The organism is Brochothrix thermosphacta DSM 20171 = FSL F6-1036 (assembly GCF_036884295.1).
GTDB classification, from domain to species: Bacteria; Bacillota; Bacilli; order Lactobacillales; family Listeriaceae; genus Brochothrix; species Brochothrix thermosphacta.
The window spans coordinates 379,895-404,488 of sequence record NZ_CP145608.1 but is presented as its reverse complement, the minus strand read 5'-3'; the positions used below and the strand labels follow the sequence as shown (position 1 = coordinate 404,488).

The following is a 24,594-nucleotide window of genomic DNA, read 5'->3' as shown; positions in this document are numbered from 1 at the left end:
ATTTACAAACGCTTAAGTAGAATCTTCTTCTCGTTATTTTTTCACAGTGAGTCTTTAATCGCTTTAATTTCAACTTCTGTAAGCTCATGGCCGCCATCAAATAAAAAGTAAGTCAAGTTCTTATAATAGTTGTTCATCGTCTCTTTTAATTTTAAAACATCACCTGGCAATGCTAAATTATCTGTAGCTCCGGAAGTCATTATCACTTTCATCCCTGACTCAACTTCAAAATGATAGTTTAGATTAGATGGGTGAAGTAAGATGGCCTGGGACATAATATGTGGATATTTTTCTATTATCCCTATGATGAAATTCGCACCATTCGAGTAGCCTAAAAATACCTTTTTCTTAAATGCGAATCCTCTTTTTTTCCACTCTTCCATGAAACCATTTATATTTGATTCAAAATCTTTTCTATCCAGTTGGCCATTTATCAATGGTGAAAAATAACGTCGATTACTTCCTACACCCTCAGTTGCCTTTACGCCTATAATAGTCGCATTAGGATTTAGTTCTTCCATCACTCGCAGTAATTGAAAATCATTTCCGCCTGTACCATGAAATAAAAAATAAGCTTCATCTTTAGATCCTTCATGTAATAAAGTAAACATTCTCTATCTCCTTTCAAAGGAATTTATTATATTTAATTACTACTCTATCATAATCTATTTTTTAAGTGTTTACTAATCTCAACTATGTACAAAAATACCTTTTTCTCATGATACTCATGTGCGTAAAATCTTAAGTTTGTAACAATAGCGGTGCCTTAAATTGATTGTTTTAATTTTTAACCACACTGTTATTAATAAATCATGGGCTATTTTTATGTTACAACAGACTCGTAGAGAAGTGAAAGACGGTGGCTATCCCGAAAGTTGATGATGCTTATTAAAATAGGTAGCCAATCTATGAAATGAAATGCCTTTTTGACAGATTTTGAGTCACTTCAACTAATATTTGGCTTTGGAATATTTATTATTTCATTACTTTATTTAGTTGTCGTACTCATAAAATGAGACAAAAAAAGCAATCGTCTATCAGTGGATTAAATAAATAAATAAAAAAGGCTCCCTATCATTATAAACATAGGCTTCAAATGATTCTTTATACGCTAGTATATAAGATTTATTTTCTATGATGGAAAATTTCGAAAAAAAATAACATGAAAACAGTATTCGATTTGTACAAATGATAGTAGAAATATACTAGTAATGCTATGAACACAACAGTATGATAAATCTAGTTGATAGCGCTTTCAAAAATAAGGAGGAATCATACATGAAAAATTATAGCAATATAGTAAAAGAGTTAACGTTAGAGGAAAAAGCAAGTTTATGCTCAGGATTAGATTTTTGGCATTTGAAAGGGATTGAACGTCTTAATGTCCCCTCGATTATGATGACAGATGGGCCACATGGTATGAGAAAACAACGACCCGATGCAAATGATCATCTTGGTGTGTTTGATAGTGTACCAGCAATTTGTTTCCCTTCTGCCGCAGGTATGGCTTCTTCTTGGAACAGAGAAATGTTGTTCGAGGTAGGTGAAGCACTGGGTGAAGAATGTGTATCAGAGCAAGTTTCTGTGTTATTAGGACCTGGCGTGAACATTAAGCGTTCACCATTATGTGGGCGTAACTTTGAATATTTTTCAGAAGATCCTTTTTTAGCTTCACAATGAGCAACTGAACAAGTCAAAGGGATGCAAACACATCCTATAGGGGCATCACTCAAACACTTTGCAGTAAATAACCAAGAAGAACGTCGAATGACAGTGGATGCTCAGGTAGATGAGCGTACATTGCGAGAAATTTATTTAGCTGCTTTTGAAGGGGTTGTTAAAGAAGCACAGCCAGCGACAGTAATGAGCTCATATAACCGCGTAAACGGTGAATATGCAGCTGAAAGTGAACGTTTATTAACTACTATTCTTCGCGATGAATGGGGTTTTAAAGGGGCTGTTGTTTCAGATTGGGGCGCGGTTAATTACAGAGTAGCAGCCTTAAAAGCAGGATTAGAACTAGATATGCCTTCTAATAATGGTTATTCTGACACTTTAATTGTCTCAGCAGTTAAAAATGGCGAATTAGATGAAGCAGTGGTTGATCAAGCAGCAGAACGTGTATTACGTTTGATTGAAATGACTGCACCTCAAACTAATCCCGCACAATACAATAAAGAAGCACATCATAAACTTGCACGTCGTGTGGCATCAGAAAGTATGATATTGCTTAAAAATGACGCAGAGATGTTACCTTTACAGAAAACTGAAAATATAGTGGTTTTAGGAGAACTTGCAGAAAAACCACGTTACCAAGGAAGTGGTAGCTCAAAAATCAATCCAACGAAAATTGAAAGTTTACTGGATGAAATGCATAAAAGTGCACCCGATGCATTGATTAAATATGCAGCTGGTTATGATATGACATCTGATGATTTATCAGAAACATTGATTGAAGAAGCTATCACTACTGCAGAAAAAGCAGATAAAATCATTCTATTTTTAGGGTTGCCTGATCGCTTTGAATCTGAAGGATATGACCGTCATCATTTACGCTTACCAGATAACCAGTTAGCCTTGATTGAACGGATCACAGCTATTCATGAGAATGTCATTGTGTTGTTAAGTAACGGTGCACCAGTTGAAATGCCTTGGGAAAAAGATGTCCAAGCTATTTTTGAAGTCTATCTCGGAGGTCAAGCCATGGGTGGCGCGTTGAGTGATTTATTATACGGTGATGTTAATCCCAGTGCTAAATTAGCTGAAACATTTCCAATGAAATTAGAAGATACACCCGCCTACTTCAACTTTCCAGGTGAGAATGATGTTGTGTCATATAACGAAGGCATCTTCGTTGGTTACCGCTACTATGATATGAAAGCAATGAATACTTTATATCCATTTGGTCATGGCTTAAGCTATACAGAATTCACGTATGAAAAAATGACGCTTAGTAAAAAAATATTACCGATAAAGAAATGGTTGACGTGGAAATAACCGTACGTAATACGGGAGCAGTTGCAGGGAAAGAAATAGTGCAATTATACGTTGCAGATGTGAAGAGTACCGTTAAACGTCCACTAAAAGAATTAAAAGGATTTGAGAAAATTATGCTTAATCCTGGTGAAGAAAAAACAATCACAATCACGTTAAATAACCGTTCATTTAGTTACTATGATACAGCTATACAAGATTGGCATATTGAAAGTGGGGAATTTGAGATACTTGTGGGTCGTTCTTCTGCTCAAATTGAGTTAAAAGAAACACTTACTGTTAATTCTACCGTATTATTACCGCTTAAAATAAATCGTAATACAACAATCGGCGACATTATGTTAGATCCACGAACAAGTAAGATTGCGAAAAAACATTTCAATCAATCTGAACTAGCATCTAATATTGCAAAAATGGATTTCACAGCTGAAACGCTTGAATTAGGACCTGCAATGTTAAAAAATATGCCTTTACGAGGATTAATTAATTTTAGTCAAGGTTATTTCACAGAAGAAAAATTAACAGAGTTTTTAAATCAATTAAATCAGGTATAATAACGCGTTTAATGACTGGGAGGAAAAAAGATGGCAACGAATACAAACATTCAAAAAGTATCGATGCAAGAAAAACTATCTTATGGCGCAGGCGATTTTGCTACAGGAATCGTGTGGCATGTTTCATCAATGTTTTTAATGTTTTATTATACGATGGTAATTGGTTTAAACCCAGCGACAATTGGAACGATTATCTTTGCTTCTAAAATTTTCGATGGTGTCACAGATATTGGGATGGGCTTTATTGTTGATAAAACACATAGTAAATACGGTAAGGCACGCCCTTGGCTTTTATGGGGAGCAATCCCCTTTCTAATCAGCGGGATTCTTCTTTATACGGTACCTGATGTGAGTACGGGCTGGCAGTTAGTTTATATAACTATTTCTTATAACTTATTATCATTTGCTTGTACGGCAGTTAATATTCCGTATGGAACGCTTGCTTCATTAATTACACAAGATCAATATGAACGTTCTGTTTTGAACGTGTCACGTATGCTATTCAGTACCTTCGCTGGTTTAATTGCTGGTATGGGAACATTAGCAATTGTAAAAGTATTAGGTGATGGGCAAAAAGGTTGGATTACAATGGCAATTATTTTCTCTGCCGTCGGTTTTGTCTGTTTGATGTTATGTTTTAAAAATACCAAAGAACGTGTTAAACCAGCGATTAAAGAACTGGAAGATAGAAAAATACCGTTTAAATTATCAATGAAATTTTTATTTAGAAATAAATATTGGTTACTTATTTTAGCACTCTTTTTAGTTCAAAACACAGGCAATGGTGTAGGTACAGCTGTAAGTACCTTCTTTGTAGCACAGGTTGCACAAGTCGGTAAAAGTATGTCGACAGAATCATTAATGATGTTATTAACATTTACTAAAATAGTACCTTCTGTCATCGCTATGTTAGTATCGTTACCACTAGTCAAACGATTTGGTAAACGAAATGTGGCTATAATTGGCATGGTCGTATCACTTGTTGGGTGTTTTATCATATTTATCGATCCATACAGTATATCATTAATTATTATTACCAATGTGATTAAAGGGGCTGGTGGTTCTGCATTAGTCGCTGTAATGTTCGCATTATTGGCTGATACGATTGAGTACGGCGAATGGCGTAACGGTGTACGTACTGAAGGTCTGGTTTATTCAGCGGGTAGCTTTGGCGCTAAAGTAGGAACAGGTTTTGGTGCCGCAGTTGTAGGGTGGATGCTAGCAGGCTCAGGTTTCATTTCAGGGGCACATGTACAACCTGAGTCAGCTCAAAGCATGATAATGTTTATTTTCTTATGGCTACCTATTATTTTTGATACATTAATGATTATAATTCTAGTGTTCTATAAACTAGATAAACAATTCCCCAAAATTTCAGCTGATTTAGCAGCAATTCGTGAATCGAATATCACAAAATAACGATTATTTATTTAGCAGTTATCCTCTTTGGTGTAACTGCTTTTTGTATGGGGGCATCGCGTAGGATTCAATTTTTGAGTAACATCGAAGGAAAAGTCATAGCAGTATCCTTCACTTTAAGCATGTATATAAAATAAACAGCTAACAAAAAGAACTTTTTAATAATTCCGTTCATACTGTCCTCGTAAGCGAATAAATTCACAAGGATACCCTCACTTTTGACTAGCAATACGATTTTACAAAGGCGCCGCAATTTTTTATTTATCCACATGTTGTTCTTTATAGGTTTTAGGACTAATACCACATTCTTGTTTGAAAATTTTTGAAAAGTGACTATGGTCATGAAACTTAAGGAGGATCGCTATTTCGATATAAGACATTTTTTGTTGGAGTATCAGTTGTTTAGCTTCTGAAATTCGTTTTTTTCGTATATAAATAGCTAAAGAATCGCCCGTTTCTTTTTTGAAACAGGCAGATAAATAATTAGGTGTAAGATTTAAATGCTCGGCCACATCTTTTATTTTTAGCACTTCATAAAGATGATTTTTGATATAGTATTTGGCATGCATAACATGTGGTGACAGATTGGTATGCTGTTGATGCGTGACTAGTTGTGTGAAATCTAGCAACGCTTTTTTCACCAAGACATCTGCAGAAGAAGTAGACGTACAGTCTTCGAGGGATTGAATGTAAAAATCACTTAAATTATAGGCTTCTTCTGTATAAACGCCCCCTGAAACGGCCGCACGGGTAGCCAACGCGATACAAACAATGCTACTGTTTTTATAGTGACGTAATGTGTCGTTTTTTGAAAGAAGACCCACTCTATCAGAGAAAAAAAGCGGCCCTTGGTTTAATAGCACTGTTAAATCATCGCTTTTCCCTTCCTTTATTAGATAAAGAAATTGCTGTTCAGTAGCGATACAATGTTGGGTTGGTTGTAACTTTAGCGATGCTTCAAGCGTGGACGACATCGTTTTTTCTGGTAATTGTAACCAGTTATCTTGTATGATAATATCTATTTCATCTAATGTTTGTCGAAATAGCATAAAGTAGATTAATTGTATTAAGGCATGTTGTTTTTCACTGGAGAGCGTATATAACTGTTGGTAATAATCGATGTACTTAGGATAATCACACACAGCTGTATCATTGAGCACAGAATGAAGAAATTCTTTAGGAATAACCGAAGAAATGAATGGTCCAATAACAAGTTTCCCAGGACAATGCGCTTCCAACGATATAAATATAAAACGTTCTAAATGAGGTGTAATATAGATAATAGGTTGTTTAGGATTGATATAAGAAGGGACATAGTGGTCTATAAACAATGGAGGTTCAGTATTTGGTGGTGACACGATAGCGCCGTAATGTGTCAACGTCGCATCATCATGAATCAAGGTAAATGGAATATCAGTCAATTTTTCCAAAAGAGATGTGAAATAGGCAGTTGTATAGTGCATAAATTGCTCCTTTCATAATCCATATAAAAAACAGCATAAACGTGAGGCTTTACGTATGTTACAGAGCTTCTTAAAAATAGTCATTATACTGCTAGAATAACTGATGTAGGTTGCCCTTGCAACCATCAGTTATTACCTTTTTTTAATGAATGTAGTTGTCGTACTCACAAAATTAGACAAAAAAAAGTAATCGTCTGAACTTTGGCTAGTCAACGATTACTTTAGTATTATAATTGCGTAGCCACCGTCTTAAACGGTTCTACACGGACGCTAGTTTGCGCTAGTGTCTTTTTCTATACCTTTAGTATAACTGATACAGATTTCCCATGAAAGTATCAGTAATCACCTCTCATTACTGCTAGTGCTTATCGTACTCATAAAATTAGACAAAACGTAATCGTCTACACTTTGGCCAGTTTCTTTACACGTTCATTTAACAAATCTAGCTGTGCCTGGCAATGATTTCACTATTTGCAATATGGACTTCTTTATAATCATGTTACCCATTCCCATTAAAGCATTTACAATGAAATGCTCTATGAATTTGTTTTAAAAGCAAAAAAAGAACCCTCTCACACTCCGAAAAGCGTTGGGGTTCTAAGTATACCGGCGGCCGGGGTCGAACCGGCACGACCTTGCGGTCACAGGATTTTGAGTATGATGACAACAATTTGCGAAATACAAATGCTGTTATATCAAGGTATTTGAACCACTGAAACCACATGGGTTTGGTGCAAATGGTCTTTTTGTGGACTAGAAATTTAATTATTTACCATTCACAAAATCATCTTCCATACGTTTCAAACTACGTTTAATTGCTATCATACTGGTTTCTTAAAATGACTACTTAAATATGTACGAGATTCCCTATTTCCAACACTTTCATACTTCAAAAGTAAATCAAAAGAAAATCGAAACGTTAATTCCTTACTCTAATAACATCTTCACCTTTATTATACTATTAAATTAAATATTTTTAAAAGACCAAAAAAAATATTGACTTTCATATTAATACGTGTAAAGCTAAGGTGATTCTAAATAAAAAAGACTCTATGCAACTTCCGATAAAAATGCTTCCTGTATTCCACAGGAGACATTTTTTCAGATTCCACTGACCACGTTCGTTATTGTAAAAATCCATATAGTCATCTATAATCTCCTATAACTCCTTTAAATTCAAGCACTCTTTATAATTTGTTTCATCTTTAAAATGACCAAAAAGGATCCTGTGGTACGAATTGTATCAGCAGTCGTAAAACTAACATTCATCAAAAAGAAAAATATAGATAGTCAATTTGTATTATATATATCGAGAGCTAAAATTTATATTAATGTACTAAATAGCAAAAAAAGAATTAAATAACATAATTGTAGCTATAGTATAACCTATAGACTGAATATCTAATTCAATACTGGCTGCCCACACAACAATACCCAAACTATATAATACTCTCATGATATTATATTTGCTTATAGTTCTAATTATTTGTTCATTAATTTATCTTTTCCTATATATATTGCAGTAAAGTATTCCTTGCACTAATATAAGTTATATTTTCAAAAAAACTACTTCATTACCACCATATAATCTATTTAAATGCATTATTTAAAGATATCCTTATATGAAAAATGTACTCTGAGATAGAATCACATCATCGTCACCTTTTATTATAAATCTAATCATTATCAATCAGCAATAAAGATAGCTTTCATAACAAATTGAAACTCATCTTCGAACTAAGCAATAAAGTCAAACAAATTCGTCTCCATGGTTTTTCACATTCACATGTAACGCACTATTAGTTGATAATAAAGAAGACGCCCTTATGATTAAGGCGCGTCTTGGTCATGCTTTTATTACAACTATAATTGATGTTTATGAAGTACTTGCTGTTTTCTCACTAATGTTTAACAAAGCAAATACCTCCACAGCTAACAATAGACCAAAAACATAATATAGCTATTAAATAACAAAAAAATAAAATTCAAAATAAAAATCACTGGATTTTTATAATGACTTTAATCTCTCGATAGTATTTTGCCCGTCTCCCTTAGTATAAAACTTCACCCCACTAATCAAAACGTTTTTTTCATTCGCTGCAAACTCCATCTCTCCTTGATTATCTGCCATATATAAAAGTAAATCTTGTTTCCATAATTCACTAATAAATCTTTCTCCACTCATACCCTTAGGTTCAATAAATATTTGAAAATAAAAATCACTATCTTCAAGGAATAAAATAAAGTCAGGTTGAAATCCTTGTATATGTATGTCTGTAATTTCACCTGCTCGATTTTCACGAGAGCCATATTGATGGAGTTTTAACTTTTCACTTTTCACAGATTCACGATGCATGTTTTCATCCATACGCAGTAGATAGACAGATTTCTGATACCTCTTTTTCAACTCATTCACATGTACTTTAACACGTTCTATCAATTCATATTCTAGTTTATTCACGATAGCTTTTTCGTAAACATAAAACTCATCTTTAATTTCATAGGCCTCAATTTTTTGCATATTTTCATTAAACATATTCGCTGTATCATATGCCGGAACCCGTTTATTATAATTTGTTAGATACTCATTTATTGGATAACCAATAAATTTTTTTGTTCCTCTTTGTTTAATATAACCTGATTTGAATTTCACTTCATATTCTTTTAAAAGCGCTAAAGTAACATCTAATATATCATCAGGAGAAATATCCTTTAGTTGAAAGTCTTTTGGGACCGTTAAAAATAAATTCACTTCATTTATATTTAACCACTTCTCATCATAAATAAATTCTTTTATCGATGTAAGCAACGGTATATATTTTTTAAGATTTTCAAATCTAAAAAACTCTAAGCGTTGTATAGCTTTTTTTATATATCTGACATCAAATTCTTCTACTCTTATAATTTTTGTTTCATCAGAACCCACAGTCGCTTGATAGGAAACTTCTCGACTACCATAGTTAAGACATCTTATAATATCTGCTTTGTGGTTAATACCATACTTAGCAATCGAATTAAACCATTCATCTTCTACTTCTTTCACTTCATTATAATAAATCTTACCTTTTTTATAGGCTTCTGTTTTCTTAAAAGATGATTTCAGTTTAATTTCAATAGGTGGGGTTTTTTTATCTTCACCCGTAGGTAAATCCACTTTTTTCAGTGATCCTATCAATTGTTTTATATATTGTGGCTCATCCATTGTATGATAGTGTAGTGTTTCAATAAAAAGTTGCGTGTTAGATAAATCATTATCAAATCTCCGTTGATAACTTTTTCGTCCCATTAGTTCAAACGGATAATGCCTTGCTCCCCGTCCGATCAACTGCGCTTCAGCCATTGTTGCATTTTTATTTGTGCCAGCTCCTTTTTCAATACGAACTATATCATATAAATTAAGTACATCCCATCCTTCTGTTAGTTTTGCAACAGCAAACACAACACGATATAGATTATTAGGATTTTCAAGTGTATTTAATGCTTGATATTGTCCTTTTTCAAGCATATTTCCACTCGTATCATTTGCATTTAATACGTTCCTAGAATCAAAATCATGTTTTATTTCTCGAATAATTCTCTCCATTGCACCTTCATTTTTAAGATAAAAATCATAAGCCAAACTCAACGCGGAACTCACATTACTATCCATTAATTGTTGCCGATTAATAAATTTAATCAAATCTCTAACATTTAAATTTCCAATGATTTGATTGAATTTTGCATTTGCTTCGATTGAAACATCTACTTTAGATGATTTGAATAAAATCACTGGTTTGAATGTACTGGTGACGCCTTCTGAATTGGCTCTATATTTTCTATACTGGGAAAGTAACACGACATTCAACATTTTATCCTCATCACTTGCAGACGTTTCAATTCGTTTTACCTGCTTAGAATAACCATCAAACATAAATTTACTTAATGGATAACGGTAAACTACTTTATCTCTGTATTTATTGTAGATAACATCTTTAGAAAAATCAACAGTTGCAGTGAATTCTAGAAGAAGATTCTTTTGCTCGAAGTCATTACGTGCGTTTAGAATTTTATTAATCGCATACTCCCAAGTGTTCTCATCATCTTTTTCTTTTTTTGTATTAGCAGAATAATGATGTGCTTCATCCGCCAATATGACCACTGGTTGTCGCTCATAATCAGTTAATCCCATAGTGTTTTCTCTTACTACAAATAAATCTTCTGAAACTTTTTGAACAGAGGATAATTTGATATAGATGGTATTTTCTTGTTGTATCCTGGGGAATTGTTCCACTTCTAAAATAGAAATCTGCTTGCCATCAATTGCTATTTTTTCTTTATAAAGATACTTATCACTATTTTTATTGACTAAGTTATCTTTGGTTTTCAACAAAACAGAATTAGTATTCACAATAAACAAAAAGTTGTGATAATTATATTCTTTATAGAGATATAAAATTAATCCAGCCATCAGATCTGTTTTACCAGAACCTGTTGCCATATTAAATAAAACCTGTTGAGGACTTAGTTTCATATTTTGCCTTGTATAGTGATAATTACGTATAGATTCATTTTGATAGTACCGCAGGGTATGAATTAGATTATTATTCAAATAATCAGGTATTACATAGCTCTGATGTTCATGAAACAAATCCATTTCTGCTAATTTAGCTTCCTCTAGCAAAGGAAAGTGACGAATTTTTGATATACTATTATTAGTCATCTTATTCACCACCTTTATAGAATTTTTTATTAAACAGATAATCAGCATCAGAAAGTAAACTTCGTACATTTACATCCTCAATTTCTGAATAATTATAATATAAACCGTTTTTATCCAGTAGTTTAATCAGTAATCGTTTATTATCACTGAAACTTTCCAACCAATTAATTTTATTTAAATCAGCACGGAAAGAAATATCAGCGGGATCTAATATATCTGTTCCTTCTAGCATTCGCTGATATACAACTTTCAATTCGTTTATAGTATCCGAATGAATAATATCTTGTAAGTACCCCATATTCTTAGGCATTAGCTCTGTATATACAAATGAGCCTCCGCCTTTCCATGTGACATCTTTAGAGATACCTCCTTGTTCTCCATCAATAGCTTTTATGAGTCTTGGAACTGTATCTGTAGTTATATAATCCATCTGATCTATCCCAATAAACTTTCTATTCATCTTTAATGAAACAGCTTGTGTTGTTCCAGATCCCATAAAGAAATCTAATACAATATCTTCTTCATCAGTTGTTGCTCTTATCAAAAACGCAATCAACGACTCCGGCTTGGAATAAGTAAAATTTATTTTCATTTCTTCTAAATGAGAATTAGAATCTTCATAACTTCCAACACCAAAAATTTTAGAAAGGTAACTTGTATCGATCATTTTTTCAGGGGCCATAGCATTACTTTTGGATTTTTGATATCGAATAGAAAATTGTTTAGATTTAATAATAAAATCTCCCCCTTTTCTAACTTCTTCATCAAGATATTCTTGACTCCACTTGAATTTTCCTTTCAACCTTACAGCATTTATATTTTTCCCTTCTTTAACATGAAGATCATCCAATAATTCAACTTTAGGGTACATTCCTGATTTATACTCCCCATCTGGGATATTGAATCTAATATTCCCTTTTTCAAATCGTAGTTCACCAATTCCATTACTAGAATTCAATAATGGAGCATCCCCATTTTCAGTATCTTTTCCAATCCACTTTCTATTAGGATTTTTCACTTTTTCATATGAATGAATATACTCTAATCCAGATCTACTTTTATTTCCCAAAGAATCCGCATTATCAGTGTTTCTCCATATAAATGTTTCCACAAAATTATCGCCTCCAAAAACTTCATCCATTAAAACTTTCAAATAAGCTTGACCATCTTCACTGATAGAGATAAAAATAACTCCGTCACTATCTAATAAATCACGAGCAATCTCAAGACGATTTTTCATAAATACTAACCAAGATGATAATTTAAAATTTGAGTTATATGAAAATGTATCACTAGGTTTACTTTTATTAAAAAAGTAAGGCGGGTCAAGATATATAAACTTTACTTTTTCCGTATAATTCTCTTTCAAGGTATGCAAAGCAAGTAAATTATTCCCTTTAATAATTAGGTTATCTGTTTCAGAATTAAAATCCGTTACCGTCGATTCTCCATTTTCATTGTATAGTTTACTATTCACAAATATTTTTTTATCAAATAATCGATCGATTTCATCTTTTTCAATAACTTCATTTAAGAAAGCATCATCATATCCACCTTCAGTATTTTCTTTTGTCATGGATGCTGTTAAAACCCCATCTTTAAAAGGAAAATCTAATAATACATCTTAACTATCAGCTAAAAAATGCCCTTTATATCCTAACCCAATACGATTTTCATATTTAGTATAACTCGTTTCCCAATAGTCATTATAGAGAACTGCTTCTTCTAGTTGATCAATTTGAAATAACTTTTGACCCGCAACTTCTTTTAAAAAATGTTGTTTTATAAAATCTGATTGAAATAATTTATCAAGTAATTCTTCATCATATTTTCTTAAATCCTCACTTAATTTTGTACGATTTAATTCTTCGTCAATAAAATACTTATCTGTAAAAAGTAATAATATTTTTTTTAATTCATCAAAGATCTTCGGTTCTATTTTCATTATAATTTTCCTCCGTAACAATTTATTTGATATGAAAAAACAAAAAAAGTTAAACAGAACTTCCTTTTTTATATTCAACATAATATCATGTGTTCCTTGTTCAATTTCAAGATTTTTCTCAACCATTATTATAACTTTACAATACTTAGTTTTCTATATTTTGTTCAATGAATACAATTATTCATTTTCAAACTCACTAACTCCTCTTATTAAACAAGATACTACATGAAATCCTTAACACTTATAATATACTAACTAAACATATACAGTACTATATAGAGTATATCAATAAATTAAGCTTCTACCTAGAATAATTTATTAATAACTGAACACAAAACAGACACCCTCTCGCATGCCTTCCTCCTCACCCTTCCACATACTTCGAAAAATTAAAACTTTTCGCTTGCCATTGACCTGTATCTTTTACATATTTTACTTTCACGTACATGTGTTGTTTCTGTGCTTCTTTATTAAAAGTGAGTTCAGAGACGACATAATTAATCACATTAATTTCATTTGAATTAAATAATTTTGCGAAAAACGCTTCACTTGATAAGAGTAAAGAACTTGTATCGTTTTGGTCATAATCACTTTTACATCGTGTCATATTGTTCTTTGTTTCTTCTATTAAATAGGGTGTTATTTGTTGATCACGTTCATCAAGCGATTCATAGGCAAACAATGCTTCCATCAATTGATAATTAATATCTTTGATTATCTTCATCTCATCAAGTGTTGTTGCTGGCTCTTCTTTAGTATTGGCAAGTGAACGGAGCTTTTTCAACTCACGTTCTTTGGCTTGCTTCTCTTTCTCAGTTTGTTGATTGTTCATGAGCAATGCTTCATTACTATTCGTTACACTGATTAAGCGACTGATTAGAAACAACACCCTCTAAAATTATCATTTTGTTCATTTCTCTCTCCTGTATCAATCTTTTTTCGAAAACTATAGATTGTGTTTAACCATATACATCGAAAAGTCCGTGATAAAATAACACCGGACCTTAAAGCTATTCATACCTTCAAAAAATTTGTAATTTTCTAAAAATAATAACCAGCAAAAACACTGTTGAAATTACACTTGCTGAAAATAAAGTATACATCGAACCCTTACTTTTCGTTTTTGAAGTAGCCATAAGATTACGTGATACTAAAATCCATAGAATCATAGAAATTATTGCTAAAATTAACATACTAGTAGCCATATATAATACACCTCTCTTAATTTCAATATTCTAAAATTATAACATTCATTACATTTTAAATAAATGAAGTTATACAATATATATTGATATAGGAGCATAATTTTTAATTTTAACAATAGTAGCACTATCATTAAAAGAGGTTAATTTAAGTTGGCAGTTGCTCTAATCCGTTTTCCCCTCAATCTTCAACATACTTCGAAAAATTAAAACTCTTCGCTTGCCATTGACCTGTATCTTTTACATATTTCACTTTAACATACATATGTTGTTTCTGTGCTTCTTTATTAAAAGTGAGTTCAGATACAACATCATTAATAACATTTATTTCATTTGAATTGAATGATTTTGCGACAAATGCTTCACTTGATAAGAGTAATGAACTTGTATCGTTTTGGTCATAATCACTTTTGAATCGTGTCATGTTATTCTTTGTTTCTTCTATTACATAAGGTGTTATTTGTTTATCACGTTCATCCAACGATTCATAGGCAAACAATGACTCCATCAATTGATAATTAATGTCTTTGATTGTCTTCATTTCATCGAGTGTTGTTGCTGGTTCTTCCTTAGCATTAGAAAGTGAACGGAGCTTTTTCAACTCACGTTCTTTGGCTTGCTTCTCTTTCTCAATTTGTTGATTACTCACGAGCAGCGCTTCGTTATTATTCGTTACACTGATTAAGCGACTGATTAAAAACAACACTAAAACAATCGCTACGGCTATCATCACTTTTCGTTTCATTTCCTCCCTACTTTCCGGTTACTCCTAGAATTGGTGCAGGATCAATTTGTCCGCCCCATTGTTGTTTTCTGATTTCAAAATGCAAATGAGCCCCTGTTGATTGCCCTGTACTACCGACTTTACCGATGACTTGTCCTTGTTTCACTTTCTGTCCTTTCGTCACGCTGACAGCATTTTGATGGGCGTAAAGTGTCCATTCTTTACTCTTCTTATGTTCCAACAACACAACATTTCCATAATTATTAAAGCCATTGCTATTGCTTCCCATTCCAGCAAAAACTACCACGCCATCATCTGCGGATTTAATGGCTGAATTCATCGGTTGTGCAAAATCTAAGCCTTTATGTTGTTCCCGTTGACCTGTCACTGGATTGATGCGATCAACAAAACCTGAGCTTACAATCGGATTATCTACGGGAATAATGTACTTCCCTGTGCCACCACCAACGAGATTACCACTGCTACAATCATAGTATTGGAGGATATTTTTTAAATAATCTTTATCTCCTGGTCCTGCACCAAAGCCTGCCACGATATTTTTATAAAAGTAATAATTGGCTTCTTCTGACCATTTTCTATTACGTTCTTTTTTGAGCCATGGACCAAACGTTGGAAATTGATATAAAACGGAAGAAATATTCATATCGCCTTCATTTGTTGGTGATGGCTCATATCCTGTTGTGGATGCAACGGCTTTGAGTTGTGCTTTAAAGAATGAAATACCTTGCACAATACTTTCTTTAACACCTAATGAGTTGGGTGGTAGTCCTAAACTTTCAGAGCATTGAAAAATATCATCACTTAACAACCCACCATGGCTTTCCTACATGACATGGGCTAATAAGAGATTGAACCATTTTTTATCGAGCTGTTGTTTCTGCATTTCTTTTAAAATTGGTTCTTTGAAGGCAAGTGTCTCAGCATTTACGCCAATTAACGTTCCTTCTCCTCCTAAATTCATTTCTGTATCGCCACGACTAAACACGATAACGATTAACAACACTGGCACTAAAATCAACATTGGCAATAGGCTACTCAGTCCGATTAACTTCTTCATGGTCTGCCTCCTGACGTGTTTCATCTGGTGTTAAATCCTCAGTATTCTTTGTATCAGTCTCAACTTCCTTAACCGCTTCTTTTTCTTTACGTGCGCTTTCTTGCTGTGGTGTTGCTTCTAATTGACGTACTTCTTCAATAACATCTGTAGCATCAGCTGTATTTGTTGCTGATTCATTCATAGCATCTTCTTGCGATTCTCTGTTATTTTCTAACGTTGTTGTATCTTGTTCTAATGTTTTTGCTTCTTCTGCTTGCATGTTCTCAAAAAAATTTCCGTCATTCACATGTAGTACTATTAATCGATAACAAAGAGACGCCCTTATCATTAAGGCGCGTCTTGGTAATGCTTCTATTACAACTACAATGGATGTTTATGGGCATCTGTTTCCTAATAAGCAGAAAAATACTGCTGATAGATTGGATGAGTTATTTTATTAGCTTCACAGTGAAATTGGAAATAATTATTACCATAATAATTTATTTTTTGATATACTTATTAAAAATAATATAGGAGTGAGTTCATGAATTGGGACACCATAATTACTGAGTTATTTCATTTTGATATTAAGGGATTGGGCTGGAAAGTGATCATTAGTGCTCTTTTCCTTTTGGGAGTCCTGTGGATTTGGTATACCGAAAAAAGATTTTCATATAAAGATATTATAATACGCAAATCATCAAAAGAAGAATATGAAAAATTTAATGAAAAAGAAAAAAGCACTCTATTTTACGATGATAATTCCGAAGGAGTGGATACTTTCTATTGGATTTTCGGTTCTCATGACAAGCAACTAAATGTAAAATTATACAAGTATAATGCTACTACAGATTCAACCATTGAAACTAATCTTCGTAAACGTCTTAAAAAAAATTATACTCCTATTATTTTCAAACCATACAAAATGATACAGTTAGAACCTGATACTTTTTGTGTCTTCAAATTACGCACAATAGGAATTATACCCTGTTATCAAGTGAAATTAGAAATGGATGGACGTATTTCTTACTTCTCAATATCTTCAAATATGCGTTTTGGAAATCAAGGTGACCAAATAAATAAATTGAAATTCAAGCAAACATTTATTGGCTTTCTAAAATCTATTTTCACTGGTAAAATTAAATAGAAAAAGGATAAACAAAGGCTCTATAATTTATAGTATTGGTGACGAAATATGTCGCTAACACTATAAATTATAGAGCCTTTTTAATCAGTTATACAAGAGAATGGACACTTTGTGGTCACTCAAAACAGTTTTAAACAAAAAAAAGAACCCTCTCACACTCCGAAAAGCGTTGGGGTTCTAAGTATACCGGCGGCCGGGGTCGAACCGGCACGACCTTGCGGTCACAGGATTTTGAGTCCAGCGCGTCTGCCAATTCCGCCACGCCGGCATATACTTATTATAATTATAATGGAGGCGGTAACCGGATTTGAACCGGTGGTGAAGGTTTTGCAGACCTCTGCCTTACCACTTGGCTATACCGCCACAAAATAAAAAGCGAAAGACGAGATTCGAACTCGCGACCCCCACCTTGGCAAGGTGATGTTCTACCACTGAACTACTTTCGCAAAATAATTAATTTAATTAACTGGGGTGGCAGGGATCGAACCTACGCATGATGGAATCAAAATCCATTGCCTTACCGCTTGGCTACACCCCAAGGATATTATCTATATAAAAAAGGCGGATGATGGGGATCGAACCCACGCATGCCTGAACCACAATCAGGTGTGTTAACCACTTCACCACAACCGCCATAATAGTAATAATAGTTTAAATGTAAAAAAATGGCAGGGGCAGTAGGAATCGAACCCACATCAAAGGTTTTGGAGACCTCTATTCTACCGTTAAACTATGCCCCTATCAAAAAATATATAAATAAAAAATGGTGGAGGAGAGTGGATTCGAACCACTGAACCCTAAGGAACGGATTTACAGTCCGTCGCGTTTAGCCACTTCGCTACTCCTCCATATAGATGTTGCAATGGCTCAGGACAGAGTCGAACTGCCGACACACGGAGCTTCAATCCGTTGCTCTACCAACTGAGCTACTGAGCCATAAAACTAACGGTCTGGACGGGACTCGAACCCGCGACCTCCTGCGTGACAGGCAGGCATTCTAACCAGCTGAACTACCAGACCAAAAACTTGTTTGCAAGCTAACTTGCAATTGCGGGAGCTGGATTTGAACCAACGACCTTCGGGTTATGAGCCCGACGAGCTACCAGACTGCTCCATCCCGCGATAATATTAATAAAAATGGTGGGGGCTGACGGGCTCGAACCGCCGACCCTCTGCTTGTAAGGCAGATGCTCTCCCAGCTGAGCTAAGCCCCCTGACTTTCAATGTTGCTACTTATAATAGTATAAGCAATGACCCGTACGGGATTCGAACCCGTGATACCGCCGTGAAAGGGCGGTGTCTTAACCGCTTGACCAACGGGCCTTAAGACATAATGTTATATTCGGAGTGTCTAGTACGGAGAGTAAGGGATTTGAACCCTTGAGACAGTTTACACTGCCTACACGGTTTCCAACCGTGCTCCTTCGGCCACTCGGACAACTCTCCATATTAACTCCGCAAGTAGGGCTCGAACCTACGACAACACGATTAACAGTCGTGTGCTCTACCAACTGAGCTATTGCGGATAATCAGCTTGGCAACGTCCTACTCTCACAGGGGGAAACCCCCAACTACCATCGGCGCTAAAGAGCTTAACTACTGTGTTCGGGATGGGAACAGGTGTATCCTCTTTGCTATCGTCACCAAACGTTTTTTTGAATTTTATCTAAGCTTCGTTTTTCGTTGTTGTCTTCTTCATCTCAATTGTCACATACCCTAAGTATGTTCCTCAATCGATTCATAAACGCCTAGAATAACTCGCTTTTACAAAATTCATATTAACAGATACATTACCTGTTAATTGCTTGGATAATATGAAATTATCAAGAGAATTTGCACTCTCAAAACTGAATACTTATTGATATAGAAAGAATTTGCGACAACCAATCGTCATTTTCGCTTTTTTAAAAATTAATAAGGTTAAGTCCTCGACCTATTAGTATTCGTCCGCTCCATACATTGCTGTACTTCCACTCCGAACCTATCAACCTGATCGTCTCTCAGGGGTCTTACTCACATAAAGTGATGGGAAATCTCATCTCGAGGGGGGCTTCACGCTTAGATGCTTTCAGCGTTTATCCCTTCCACACATAGCTACCCAGCGATGCTCCTGGCGGAACAACTGGTACACCAGCGGTGTGTCCATCCCGGTCCTCTCGTACTAAGGACAGCTCCTCTCAAATTTCCTGCGCCCGCGACGGATAGGGACCGAACTGTCTCACGACGTTCTGAACCCAGCTCGCGTACCGCTTTAATGGGCGAACAGCCCAACCCTTGGGACCGACTACAGCCCCAGGATGCGATGAGCCGACATCGAGGTGCCAAACCTCCCCGTCGATGTGGACTCTTGGGGGAGATAAGCCTGTTATCCCCGGGGTAGCTTTTATCCGTTGAGCGATGGCCCTTCCATGCGGAACCACCGGATCACTAAGCCCGACTTTCGTCCCTGTTCGACTTGTAGGTCTCACAGTCAAGCTCCCTTGTGCCTTTACACTCTGCGAATGATTTCCAACCATTCTGAGGGAACCTTTGGGCGCCTCCGTTACTCTTTAGGAGGCGACCGCCCCAGTCAAACTGCCCATCTGACACTGTCTCCCACCCCGATAAGGGGTGCGGGTTAGAATGGTCATGTCACAAGGGTAGTATCCCACCAACGCCTCCTCCGAAGCTAGCGCTCCGGAATCTAAGGCTCCTACCTATCCTGTACAAGTGACACAAACATTCAATATCAGATTGCAGTAAAGCTCCACGGGGTCTTTCCGTCCTGTCGCGGGTAACCTGCATCTTCACAGGTACTATAATTTCACCGAGTCTCTTGTTGAGACAGTGCCCAAATCGTTACACCTTTCGTGCGGGTCGGAACTTACCCGACAAGGAATTTCGCTACCTTAGGACCGTTATAGTTACGGCCGCCGTTTACTGGGGCTTCAATTCGCACCTTCGCTTGCGCTAAGCACTCCTCTTAACCTTCCAGCACCGGGCAGGTGTCAGCCCATATACGTCATCTTACGATTTTGCATAGACCTGTGTTTTTGGTAAACAGTCGCTTGGGCCTATTCACTGCGGCTCTCTCAGGCTTTCACCTTAATAGAGCACCCCTTCTCCCGAAGTTACGGGGTCATTTTGCCGAGTTCCTTAACAAGAGTTCTCTCGCTCACCTTAGGATTCTCTCCTCATCTACCTGTGTCGGATTGCGGTACGGGCAGTCATTAACTAACTAGAGGCTTTTCTTGGCAGTGTGGAATCAGAACCTACGGCACTAGGTGCCACCACATCACAACTCAGCTTACACGGAAAGCGGATTTGCCTACTTCCCTGCCTAATTGCTTGTACATGCATATCCATCAGCATGCGTTCGTATCCTCCTGCGTCCCCCCATCGCTCAAACATTAATGACTGGTACAGAAATATCAATCTGTTGTCCATCGCCTACGCCTATCGGCCTCAGCTTAGGTCCCGACTAACCCTGGGCGGACGAGCCTTCCCCAGGAAACCTTAGATATTCGGTGGACGGGATTCTCACCCGTCTTTCGCTACTCATACCGGCATTCTCACTTCTAAGCACTCCACCAGTCCTCTCGGTCTGACTTCACTGTCCTTAGAACGCTCTCCTACCACGGACATCTTAGATGTCCATCCACAGTTTCGGTAATACGTTTAGCCCCGGTACATTTTCGGCGCGGTGTCACTCGACTAGTGAGCTATTACGCACTCTTTAAATGGTGGCTGCTTCTGAGCCAACATCCTAGTTGTCTAAGCAATACTACATCCTTTTCCACTTAACGTATATTTAGGGACCTTAACTGGTGGTCTGGGCTGTTTCCCTCTCGACAATGGATCTTATCACTCACTGTCTGACTCCCGAGTATAAGTCGATGGCATTCGGAGTTTATCTGAATTCAGTAACCCTAGATGGGCCCCTAGTTCAAACAGTGCTCTACCTCCATGACTCTCAACCTCGAGGCTAGCCCTAAAGCTATTTCGGAGAGAACCAGCTATCTCCAGGTTCGATTGGAATTTCTCCGCTACCCACACCTCATCCCCGCAATTTTCAACTTACGTGGGTTCGGACCTCCAGTAAGTTTTACCTTACCTTCATCCTGGACATGGGTAGATCACCTGGTTTCGGGTCTACGCCTACTAACTAATTCGCCCTATTCAGACTCGCTTTCGCTGCGGCTCCGTCTTATCAACTTAACCTTGCTAGTAAACGTAACTCGCCGGTTCATTCTACAAAAGGCACGCTATCACCCATTAACGGGCTTTAACTACTTGTAGGCACACGGTTTCAGGAACTATTTCACTCCCCTTCCGGGGTTCTTTTCACCTTTCCCTCACGGTACTGGTACACTATCGGTCACTAGGGAGTATTTAGCCTTACGGGATGGTCCCCGTGGATTCCGACGGGATTTCTCGTGTCCCGCCGTACTCAGGATCCACTCTGGAGAGAAACGCTTTTCGTTTACGGGACTGTTACCCTCTTTGGTTAACCTTTCCAGGTTACTCAACTAAACGTTTCTTTTGTAACTCCGTGTAGAGTGTCCTACAACCCCAAAGAGCAAGCTCTTTGGTTTGGGCTGTTTCCGTTTCGCTCGCCGCTACTTAGGAAATCGATTTTTCTTTCTCTTCCTGCAGGTAATAAGATGTTTCAGTTCCCTGCGTCTGCCGTCAACAACCTATGTATTCAGTTGAAGACACTATGCGATCAAGCATAGTAGGTTTCCCCATTCGGAAATCTCTGGATCAAAGCTTACGTACAGCTCCCCAAAGCATATCGGTGTTAGTCCCGTCCTTCATCGGCTCCTAGTGCCAAGGCATTCACCGTGCGCCCTTTCTAACTTAACCTTCAGACTTACTTCTTTTCCTATCTCTCTTTGTCAGAATTGCGCGCTCTCAGACATGTACCGAAGTACAATTACTTACGAGTGCTCGTTCTTCCTCGATTGATAAAAAAACAACTTCGTCTTTACCTTGCCTCCGAAGAGGCAAAGTTCGACATGATGAACACATGTCTGGTTGATCGTGCGATACGATCTGATGATTATAAATCACCTAAAATGAGTCTCGGTTGTTACTTGGTCTTTCTATTTAATATCAATTAGTATTCAGTTTTCAAAGAACAAATTTAAAATTGGTGGAGCCTAGCGGGATCGAACCGCTGACCTCCTGCGTGCAAGGCAGGCGCTCTCCCAGCTGAGCTAAGGCCCCGTTTAAGGGTATGTAATTTAATGGTGGGCCTAAATGGACTCGAACCATCGACCTCACGCTTATCAGGCGTGCGCTCTAACCAGCTGAGCTATAGGCCCTTTGGAGAAGATTGACTTCTCAAAACTAAATGAACGCTAGACATAACATATAACAATTAATTTGTAACATTATCACATCCGAAGATGTGTTCCTATTCCTTAGAAAGGAGGTGATCCAGCCGCACCTTCCGATACGGCTACCTTGTTACGACTTCACCCCAATTATCTATCCCACCTTAGACGGCTAGCTCCCGAAGGTTACCAAACCGGCTTTGGGTGTTACAAACTCTCGTGGTGTGACGGGCGGTGTGTACAAGGCCCGGGAACGTATTCACCGTAGCATGCTGATCTACGATTACTAGCGATTCCGGCTTCATGCAGGCGAGTTGCAGCCTGCAATCCGAACTGAGAATAATTTTATGGGATTGGCTCCACCTCGCGGCTTCGCGACCCTTTGTATTATCCATTGTAGCACGTGTGTAGCCCAGGTCATAAGGGGCATGATGATTTGACGTCATCCCCACCTTCCTCCGGCTTACACCGGCAGTCACTTTAGAGTGCCCAACTAAATGCTGGCAACTAAAATCAAGGGTTGCGCTCGTTGCGGGACTTAACCCAACATCTCACGACACGAGCTGACGACAACCATGCACCACCTGTCACTTTGTCCCCGAAGGGAAAGTTCTGTCTCCAGAATGGTCAAAGGATGTCAAGACCTGGTAAGGTTCTTCGCGTTGCTTCGAATTAAACCACATGCTCCACCGCTTGTGCGGGCCCCCGTCAATTCCTTTGAGTTTCAACCTTGCGGTCGTACTCCCCAGGCGGAGTGCTTAATGCGTTAACTGCAGCACTAAGGGGCGGAAACCCCCTAACACTTAGCACTCATCGTTTACGGCGTGGACTACCAGGGTATCTAATCCTGTTTGCTCCCCACGCTTTCGCGCCTCAGCGTCAGTAACAGACCAGAGAGCCGCCTTCGCCACTGGTGTTCCTCCAAATATCTACGCATTTCACCGCTACACTTGGAATTCCACTCTCCTCTTCTGTCCTCAAGTCTCCCAGTTTCCAATGACCCTCCCCGGTTGAGCCGGGGGCTTTCACATCAGACTTAAGAGACCGCCTGCGCGCGCTTTACGCCCAATAATTCCGGACAACGCTTGCCACCTACGTATTACCGCGGCTGCTGGCACGTAGTTAGCCGTGGCTTTCTGGTTAGATACCGTCAAGGGGTGAACAGTTACTCTCACCCATGTTCTTCTCTAACAACAGAGCTTTACGACCCGAAGGCCTTCTTCGCTCACGCGGCGTTGCTCGGTCAGACTTTCGTCCATTGCCGAAGATTCCCTACTGCTGCCTCCCGTAGGAGTTTGGGCCGTGTCTCAGTCCCAATGTGGCCGATCACCCTCTCAGGTCGGCTATGGATCGTCGCCTTGGTAAGCCATTACCTTACCAACTAGCTAATCCAGCGCGGGTCCATCTCACAGTGACAGCCGAAACCGTCTTTCACTTGAACATCTTATGATGTTCAGCACATTCGGTATTAGCATCGATTTCTCGATGTTATCCCCAGCTGTGAGGCAGGTTACCCACGTGTTACTCACCCGTCCGCCACTAACTTCAAAAGAGCAAGCTCTTTATCCGTTCGTTCGACTTGCATGTATTAGGCACGCCGCCAGCGTTCGTCCTGAGCCAGGATCAAACTCTCGTTAAAAAGTGATAGTGTTTAAACCATCAAATGATCCTTAACTAGTTCGCTAGCTAAAAATTTGTTACTTGTTTGCGTTACGAAATTAATTGGTTAAACTCCGAAGAGTTTAAGCATATAATATGTCTTTTCGTTCATTCAGTTTTCAAAGGTCAATCGCTGTCAAACTCTCGCTGACAACTTCTTAATACTATCACGTTGTGTGCTCTGTGTCAACATTATTTTAAATAATGTTTAGCAGGTGTTTCGCTTGCTATAAGCGTCTCTCACTCAACAAATACTATCATATCAGCTACGCATTTATATGTCAACAGTTTTTCTTAATAAAAAACTTTTTCTCATAAGAAACATTTAAACCGCTTCTAGATAGTGCATATGTTTTTGCGAACTGTTTACTTAGTATATATGATAACCAATACTTTTGGCAACATTTTTATGT

General features: G+C 37.3%; 13 protein-coding genes, 16 tRNA genes, 3 rRNA genes and 4 pseudogenes. 5 read left to right on the top strand and 31 right to left on the bottom strand.

The genetic code is table 11. The features are described 5' to 3' along the window. Positions 1 to 41 precede the first annotated feature (41 nt). A complete protein-coding gene (locus V6S17_RS02150; RefSeq protein WP_029091954.1) occupies positions 42 to 611 on the bottom strand; it encodes an alpha/beta hydrolase in 570 nt (189 codons plus the stop codon). A gap of 315 nt (positions 612 to 926) precedes the next feature. On the opposite strand from V6S17_RS02150, the gene V6S17_RS12645 reads away from it, so the two are divergent. The 3 genes and pseudogenes from V6S17_RS12645 (at position 927) to V6S17_RS02140 (ending at position 4,967) form a co-directional block, all read left to right on the top strand. Beyond that, positions 927 to 1,016 (top strand): putative holin-like toxin, encoded by a 90-nt coding sequence (locus V6S17_RS12645; protein ID WP_080712946.1) that lies wholly within the window; start codon positions 927 to 929, stop codon positions 1,014 to 1,016. A gap of 262 nt (positions 1,017 to 1,278) precedes the next feature. After that, positions 1,279 to 3,548: pseudogene (locus V6S17_RS02145) on the top strand (glycoside hydrolase family 3 C-terminal domain-containing protein). 30 nt (positions 3,549 to 3,578) lie between these two features. Continuing rightward, complete coding sequence (locus V6S17_RS02140) at positions 3,579 to 4,967, top strand: MFS transporter (RefSeq protein WP_029091953.1); 1,389 nt, start codon at positions 3,579 to 3,581, stop codon at positions 4,965 to 4,967. Between the two features lie 257 nt (positions 4,968 to 5,224). Here V6S17_RS02140 and V6S17_RS02135 read toward each other — a convergent pair whose 3' ends face one another. The 11 genes and pseudogenes from V6S17_RS02135 to V6S17_RS02085 all read right to left on the bottom strand — a co-directional run bounded on the left by V6S17_RS02135 (position 5,225) and on the right by V6S17_RS02085 (position 16,364). Then, positions 5,225 to 6,430 (bottom strand): helix-turn-helix domain-containing protein, encoded by a 1,206-nt coding sequence (locus V6S17_RS02135; protein WP_029091951.1) that lies wholly within the window; start codon positions 6,428 to 6,430, stop codon positions 5,225 to 5,227. Between the two features lie 1,034 nt (positions 6,431 to 7,464). Then, positions 7,465 to 7,652, bottom strand: a pseudogene (locus V6S17_RS02130) (IS3 family transposase); the annotation flags it as partial. A 786-nt stretch (positions 7,653 to 8,438) separates the two neighbouring features. Beyond that, positions 8,439 to 11,129, bottom strand: coding sequence for a DEAD/DEAH box helicase family protein (locus V6S17_RS02125; RefSeq protein ID WP_029091950.1), 2,691 nt, complete (start codon positions 11,127 to 11,129; stop codon positions 8,439 to 8,441). Position 11,130: 1 nt separating this feature from the next. Next, the gene (locus tag V6S17_RS02120; RefSeq protein WP_080712945.1) at positions 11,131 to 12,705 is read right to left on the bottom strand and encodes a site-specific DNA-methyltransferase; all 1,575 of its coding nucleotides are present in this window, start codon (positions 12,703 to 12,705) and stop codon (positions 11,131 to 11,133) included. A 48-nt stretch (positions 12,706 to 12,753) separates the two neighbouring features. Continuing rightward, positions 12,754 to 13,074: a site-specific DNA-methyltransferase gene (locus V6S17_RS02115; protein ID WP_161633713.1), complete on the bottom strand. Its 321-nt coding sequence runs from the start codon at positions 13,072 to 13,074 to the stop codon at positions 12,754 to 12,756. Between the two features lie 364 nt (positions 13,075 to 13,438). Beyond that, positions 13,439 to 13,906, bottom strand: a complete 468-nt coding sequence (locus V6S17_RS02110; RefSeq protein ID WP_141690156.1) for a hypothetical protein — start codon at positions 13,904 to 13,906, stop codon at positions 13,439 to 13,441. A gap of 551 nt (positions 13,907 to 14,457) precedes the next feature. Then, positions 14,458 to 15,021 carry a hypothetical protein gene (locus V6S17_RS02105; protein ID WP_029091947.1) on the bottom strand — a complete coding sequence of 188 codons (564 nt, stop codon included), beginning with the start codon at positions 15,019 to 15,021 and terminating at the stop codon, positions 14,458 to 14,460. 7 nt (positions 15,022 to 15,028) lie between these two features. Beyond that, positions 15,029 to 15,388: a M23 family metallopeptidase gene (locus tag V6S17_RS02100; RefSeq protein ID WP_338515866.1), complete on the bottom strand. Its 360-nt coding sequence runs from the start codon at positions 15,386 to 15,388 to the stop codon at positions 15,029 to 15,031. A gap of 174 nt (positions 15,389 to 15,562) precedes the next feature. Next, positions 15,563 to 15,832 (bottom strand): annotated as a pseudogene (locus V6S17_RS02095) (lysozyme family protein); the annotation flags it as partial. A 12-nt stretch (positions 15,833 to 15,844) separates the two neighbouring features. Next, positions 15,845 to 16,078: a hypothetical protein gene (locus tag V6S17_RS02090; RefSeq protein WP_029091946.1), complete on the bottom strand. Its 234-nt coding sequence runs from the start codon at positions 16,076 to 16,078 to the stop codon at positions 15,845 to 15,847. Then, entirely contained in the window at positions 16,053 to 16,364 is a 312-nt protein-coding gene (locus tag V6S17_RS02085; RefSeq protein WP_029091945.1) for a hypothetical protein, read from the bottom strand. Before V6S17_RS02085 ends, V6S17_RS02090 begins: the two co-directional genes overlap by 26 nt. On the opposite strand from V6S17_RS02085, the pseudogene V6S17_RS02080 reads away from it, so the two are divergent. Together V6S17_RS02080 and V6S17_RS02075 are read left to right on the top strand one after the other, a co-directional pair. Next, positions 16,349 to 16,518: pseudogene (locus tag V6S17_RS02080) on the top strand (site-specific integrase); the annotation flags it as partial. The gene V6S17_RS02085 and the pseudogene V6S17_RS02080 sit on opposite strands and share 16 nt — an antisense overlap. Before the next feature lie 83 nt (positions 16,519 to 16,601). Continuing rightward, positions 16,602 to 17,204: a hypothetical protein gene (locus V6S17_RS02075; RefSeq protein WP_029091944.1), complete on the top strand. Its 603-nt coding sequence runs from the start codon at positions 16,602 to 16,604 to the stop codon at positions 17,202 to 17,204. A gap of 184 nt (positions 17,205 to 17,388) precedes the next feature. On the opposite strand, the gene V6S17_RS02070 is transcribed toward V6S17_RS02075, so the two are convergent. The 19 genes from V6S17_RS02070 to V6S17_RS01980 form a co-directional block, all read right to left on the bottom strand. Beyond that, positions 17,389 to 17,472, bottom strand: a tRNA-Leu gene (locus V6S17_RS02070). Positions 17,473 to 17,493: 21 nt separating this feature from the next. Then, positions 17,494 to 17,567, bottom strand: a tRNA-Cys gene (locus V6S17_RS02065). A gap of 11 nt (positions 17,568 to 17,578) precedes the next feature. After that, positions 17,579 to 17,650, bottom strand: a tRNA-Gly gene (locus V6S17_RS02060). A 20-nt stretch (positions 17,651 to 17,670) separates the two neighbouring features. Further along, positions 17,671 to 17,742, bottom strand: a tRNA-Gln gene (locus V6S17_RS02055). Between the two features lie 22 nt (positions 17,743 to 17,764). Continuing rightward, positions 17,765 to 17,837 (bottom strand) — tRNA-His (locus V6S17_RS02050). A 33-nt stretch (positions 17,838 to 17,870) separates the two neighbouring features. Then, positions 17,871 to 17,944: transfer RNA gene (locus tag V6S17_RS02045), tRNA-Trp, on the bottom strand. Positions 17,945 to 17,968: 24 nt separating this feature from the next. Beyond that, a tRNA-Tyr gene (locus tag V6S17_RS02040) sits at positions 17,969 to 18,052 on the bottom strand. Positions 18,053 to 18,067: 15 nt separating this feature from the next. Next, positions 18,068 to 18,140, bottom strand: a tRNA-Phe gene (locus V6S17_RS02035). Between the two features lie 10 nt (positions 18,141 to 18,150). Then, a tRNA-Asp gene (locus V6S17_RS02030) sits at positions 18,151 to 18,224 on the bottom strand. A 28-nt stretch (positions 18,225 to 18,252) separates the two neighbouring features. Next, a tRNA-Met gene (locus tag V6S17_RS02025) sits at positions 18,253 to 18,326 on the bottom strand. 16 nt (positions 18,327 to 18,342) lie between these two features. Then, a tRNA-Val gene (locus tag V6S17_RS02020) sits at positions 18,343 to 18,418 on the bottom strand. Between the two features lie 37 nt (positions 18,419 to 18,455). Beyond that, positions 18,456 to 18,527 (bottom strand) — tRNA-Glu (locus V6S17_RS02015). 34 nt (positions 18,528 to 18,561) lie between these two features. Next, positions 18,562 to 18,650, bottom strand: a tRNA-Ser gene (locus tag V6S17_RS02010). A gap of 7 nt (positions 18,651 to 18,657) precedes the next feature. Then, positions 18,658 to 18,730, bottom strand: a tRNA-Asn gene (locus V6S17_RS02005). Between the two features lie 6 nt (positions 18,731 to 18,736). Continuing rightward, positions 18,737 to 18,852 (bottom strand): 5S ribosomal RNA (rrf, locus tag V6S17_RS02000). A 268-nt stretch (positions 18,853 to 19,120) separates the two neighbouring features. Beyond that, a 23S ribosomal RNA gene (locus V6S17_RS01995) occupies positions 19,121 to 22,049 on the bottom strand. 287 nt (positions 22,050 to 22,336) lie between these two features. Further along, positions 22,337 to 22,412, bottom strand: a tRNA-Ala gene (locus V6S17_RS01990). Between the two features lie 21 nt (positions 22,413 to 22,433). Then, positions 22,434 to 22,510, bottom strand: a tRNA-Ile gene (locus V6S17_RS01985). 103 nt (positions 22,511 to 22,613) lie between these two features. Then, positions 22,614 to 24,161: ribosomal RNA gene (locus V6S17_RS01980) — 16S ribosomal RNA — on the bottom strand. The 16S, 23S and 5S rRNA genes sit together here with 16 tRNA genes alongside, the layout of an rRNA operon. Positions 24,162 to 24,594: the final 433 nt, after the last annotated feature.

Excerpts from the sequence above, each read along its gene's own strand:
- V6S17_RS02110 (WP_141690156.1), bottom strand. The coding sequence starts at position 13,906 with ATGAACAATCAACAAACTGAGAAAGAGAAGCAAGCCAAAGAACGTGAG.
- V6S17_RS02120 (WP_080712945.1), bottom strand. The coding sequence starts at position 12,705 with ATGACAAAAGAAAATACTGAAGGTGGATATGATGATGCTTTCTTAAAT.
- V6S17_RS02135 (WP_029091951.1), bottom strand. The coding sequence starts at position 6,430 with ATGCACTATACAACTGCCTATTTCACATCTCTTTTGGAAAAATTGACT.
- V6S17_RS02150 (WP_029091954.1), bottom strand. The coding sequence starts at position 611 with ATGTTTACTTTATTACATGAAGGATCTAAAGATGAAGCTTATTTTTTA.
- V6S17_RS02105 (WP_029091947.1), bottom strand. The coding sequence starts at position 15,021 with ATGAAACGAAAAGTGATGATAGCCGTAGCGATTGTTTTAGTGTTGTTT.
- V6S17_RS02140 (WP_029091953.1), top strand. The coding sequence starts at position 3,579 with ATGGCAACGAATACAAACATTCAAAAAGTATCGATGCAAGAAAAACTA.
- V6S17_RS02075 (WP_029091944.1), top strand. The coding sequence starts at position 16,602 with ATGAATTGGGACACCATAATTACTGAGTTATTTCATTTTGATATTAAG.
- V6S17_RS02125 (WP_029091950.1), bottom strand. The coding sequence starts at position 11,129 with ATGACTAATAATAGTATATCAAAAATTCGTCACTTTCCTTTGCTAGAG.
- V6S17_RS02090 (WP_029091946.1), bottom strand. The coding sequence starts at position 16,078 with ATGAAGAAGTTAATCGGACTGAGTAGCCTATTGCCAATGTTGATTTTA.
- V6S17_RS02115 (WP_161633713.1), bottom strand. The coding sequence starts at position 13,074 with ATGAAAATAGAACCGAAGATCTTTGATGAATTAAAAAAAATATTATTA.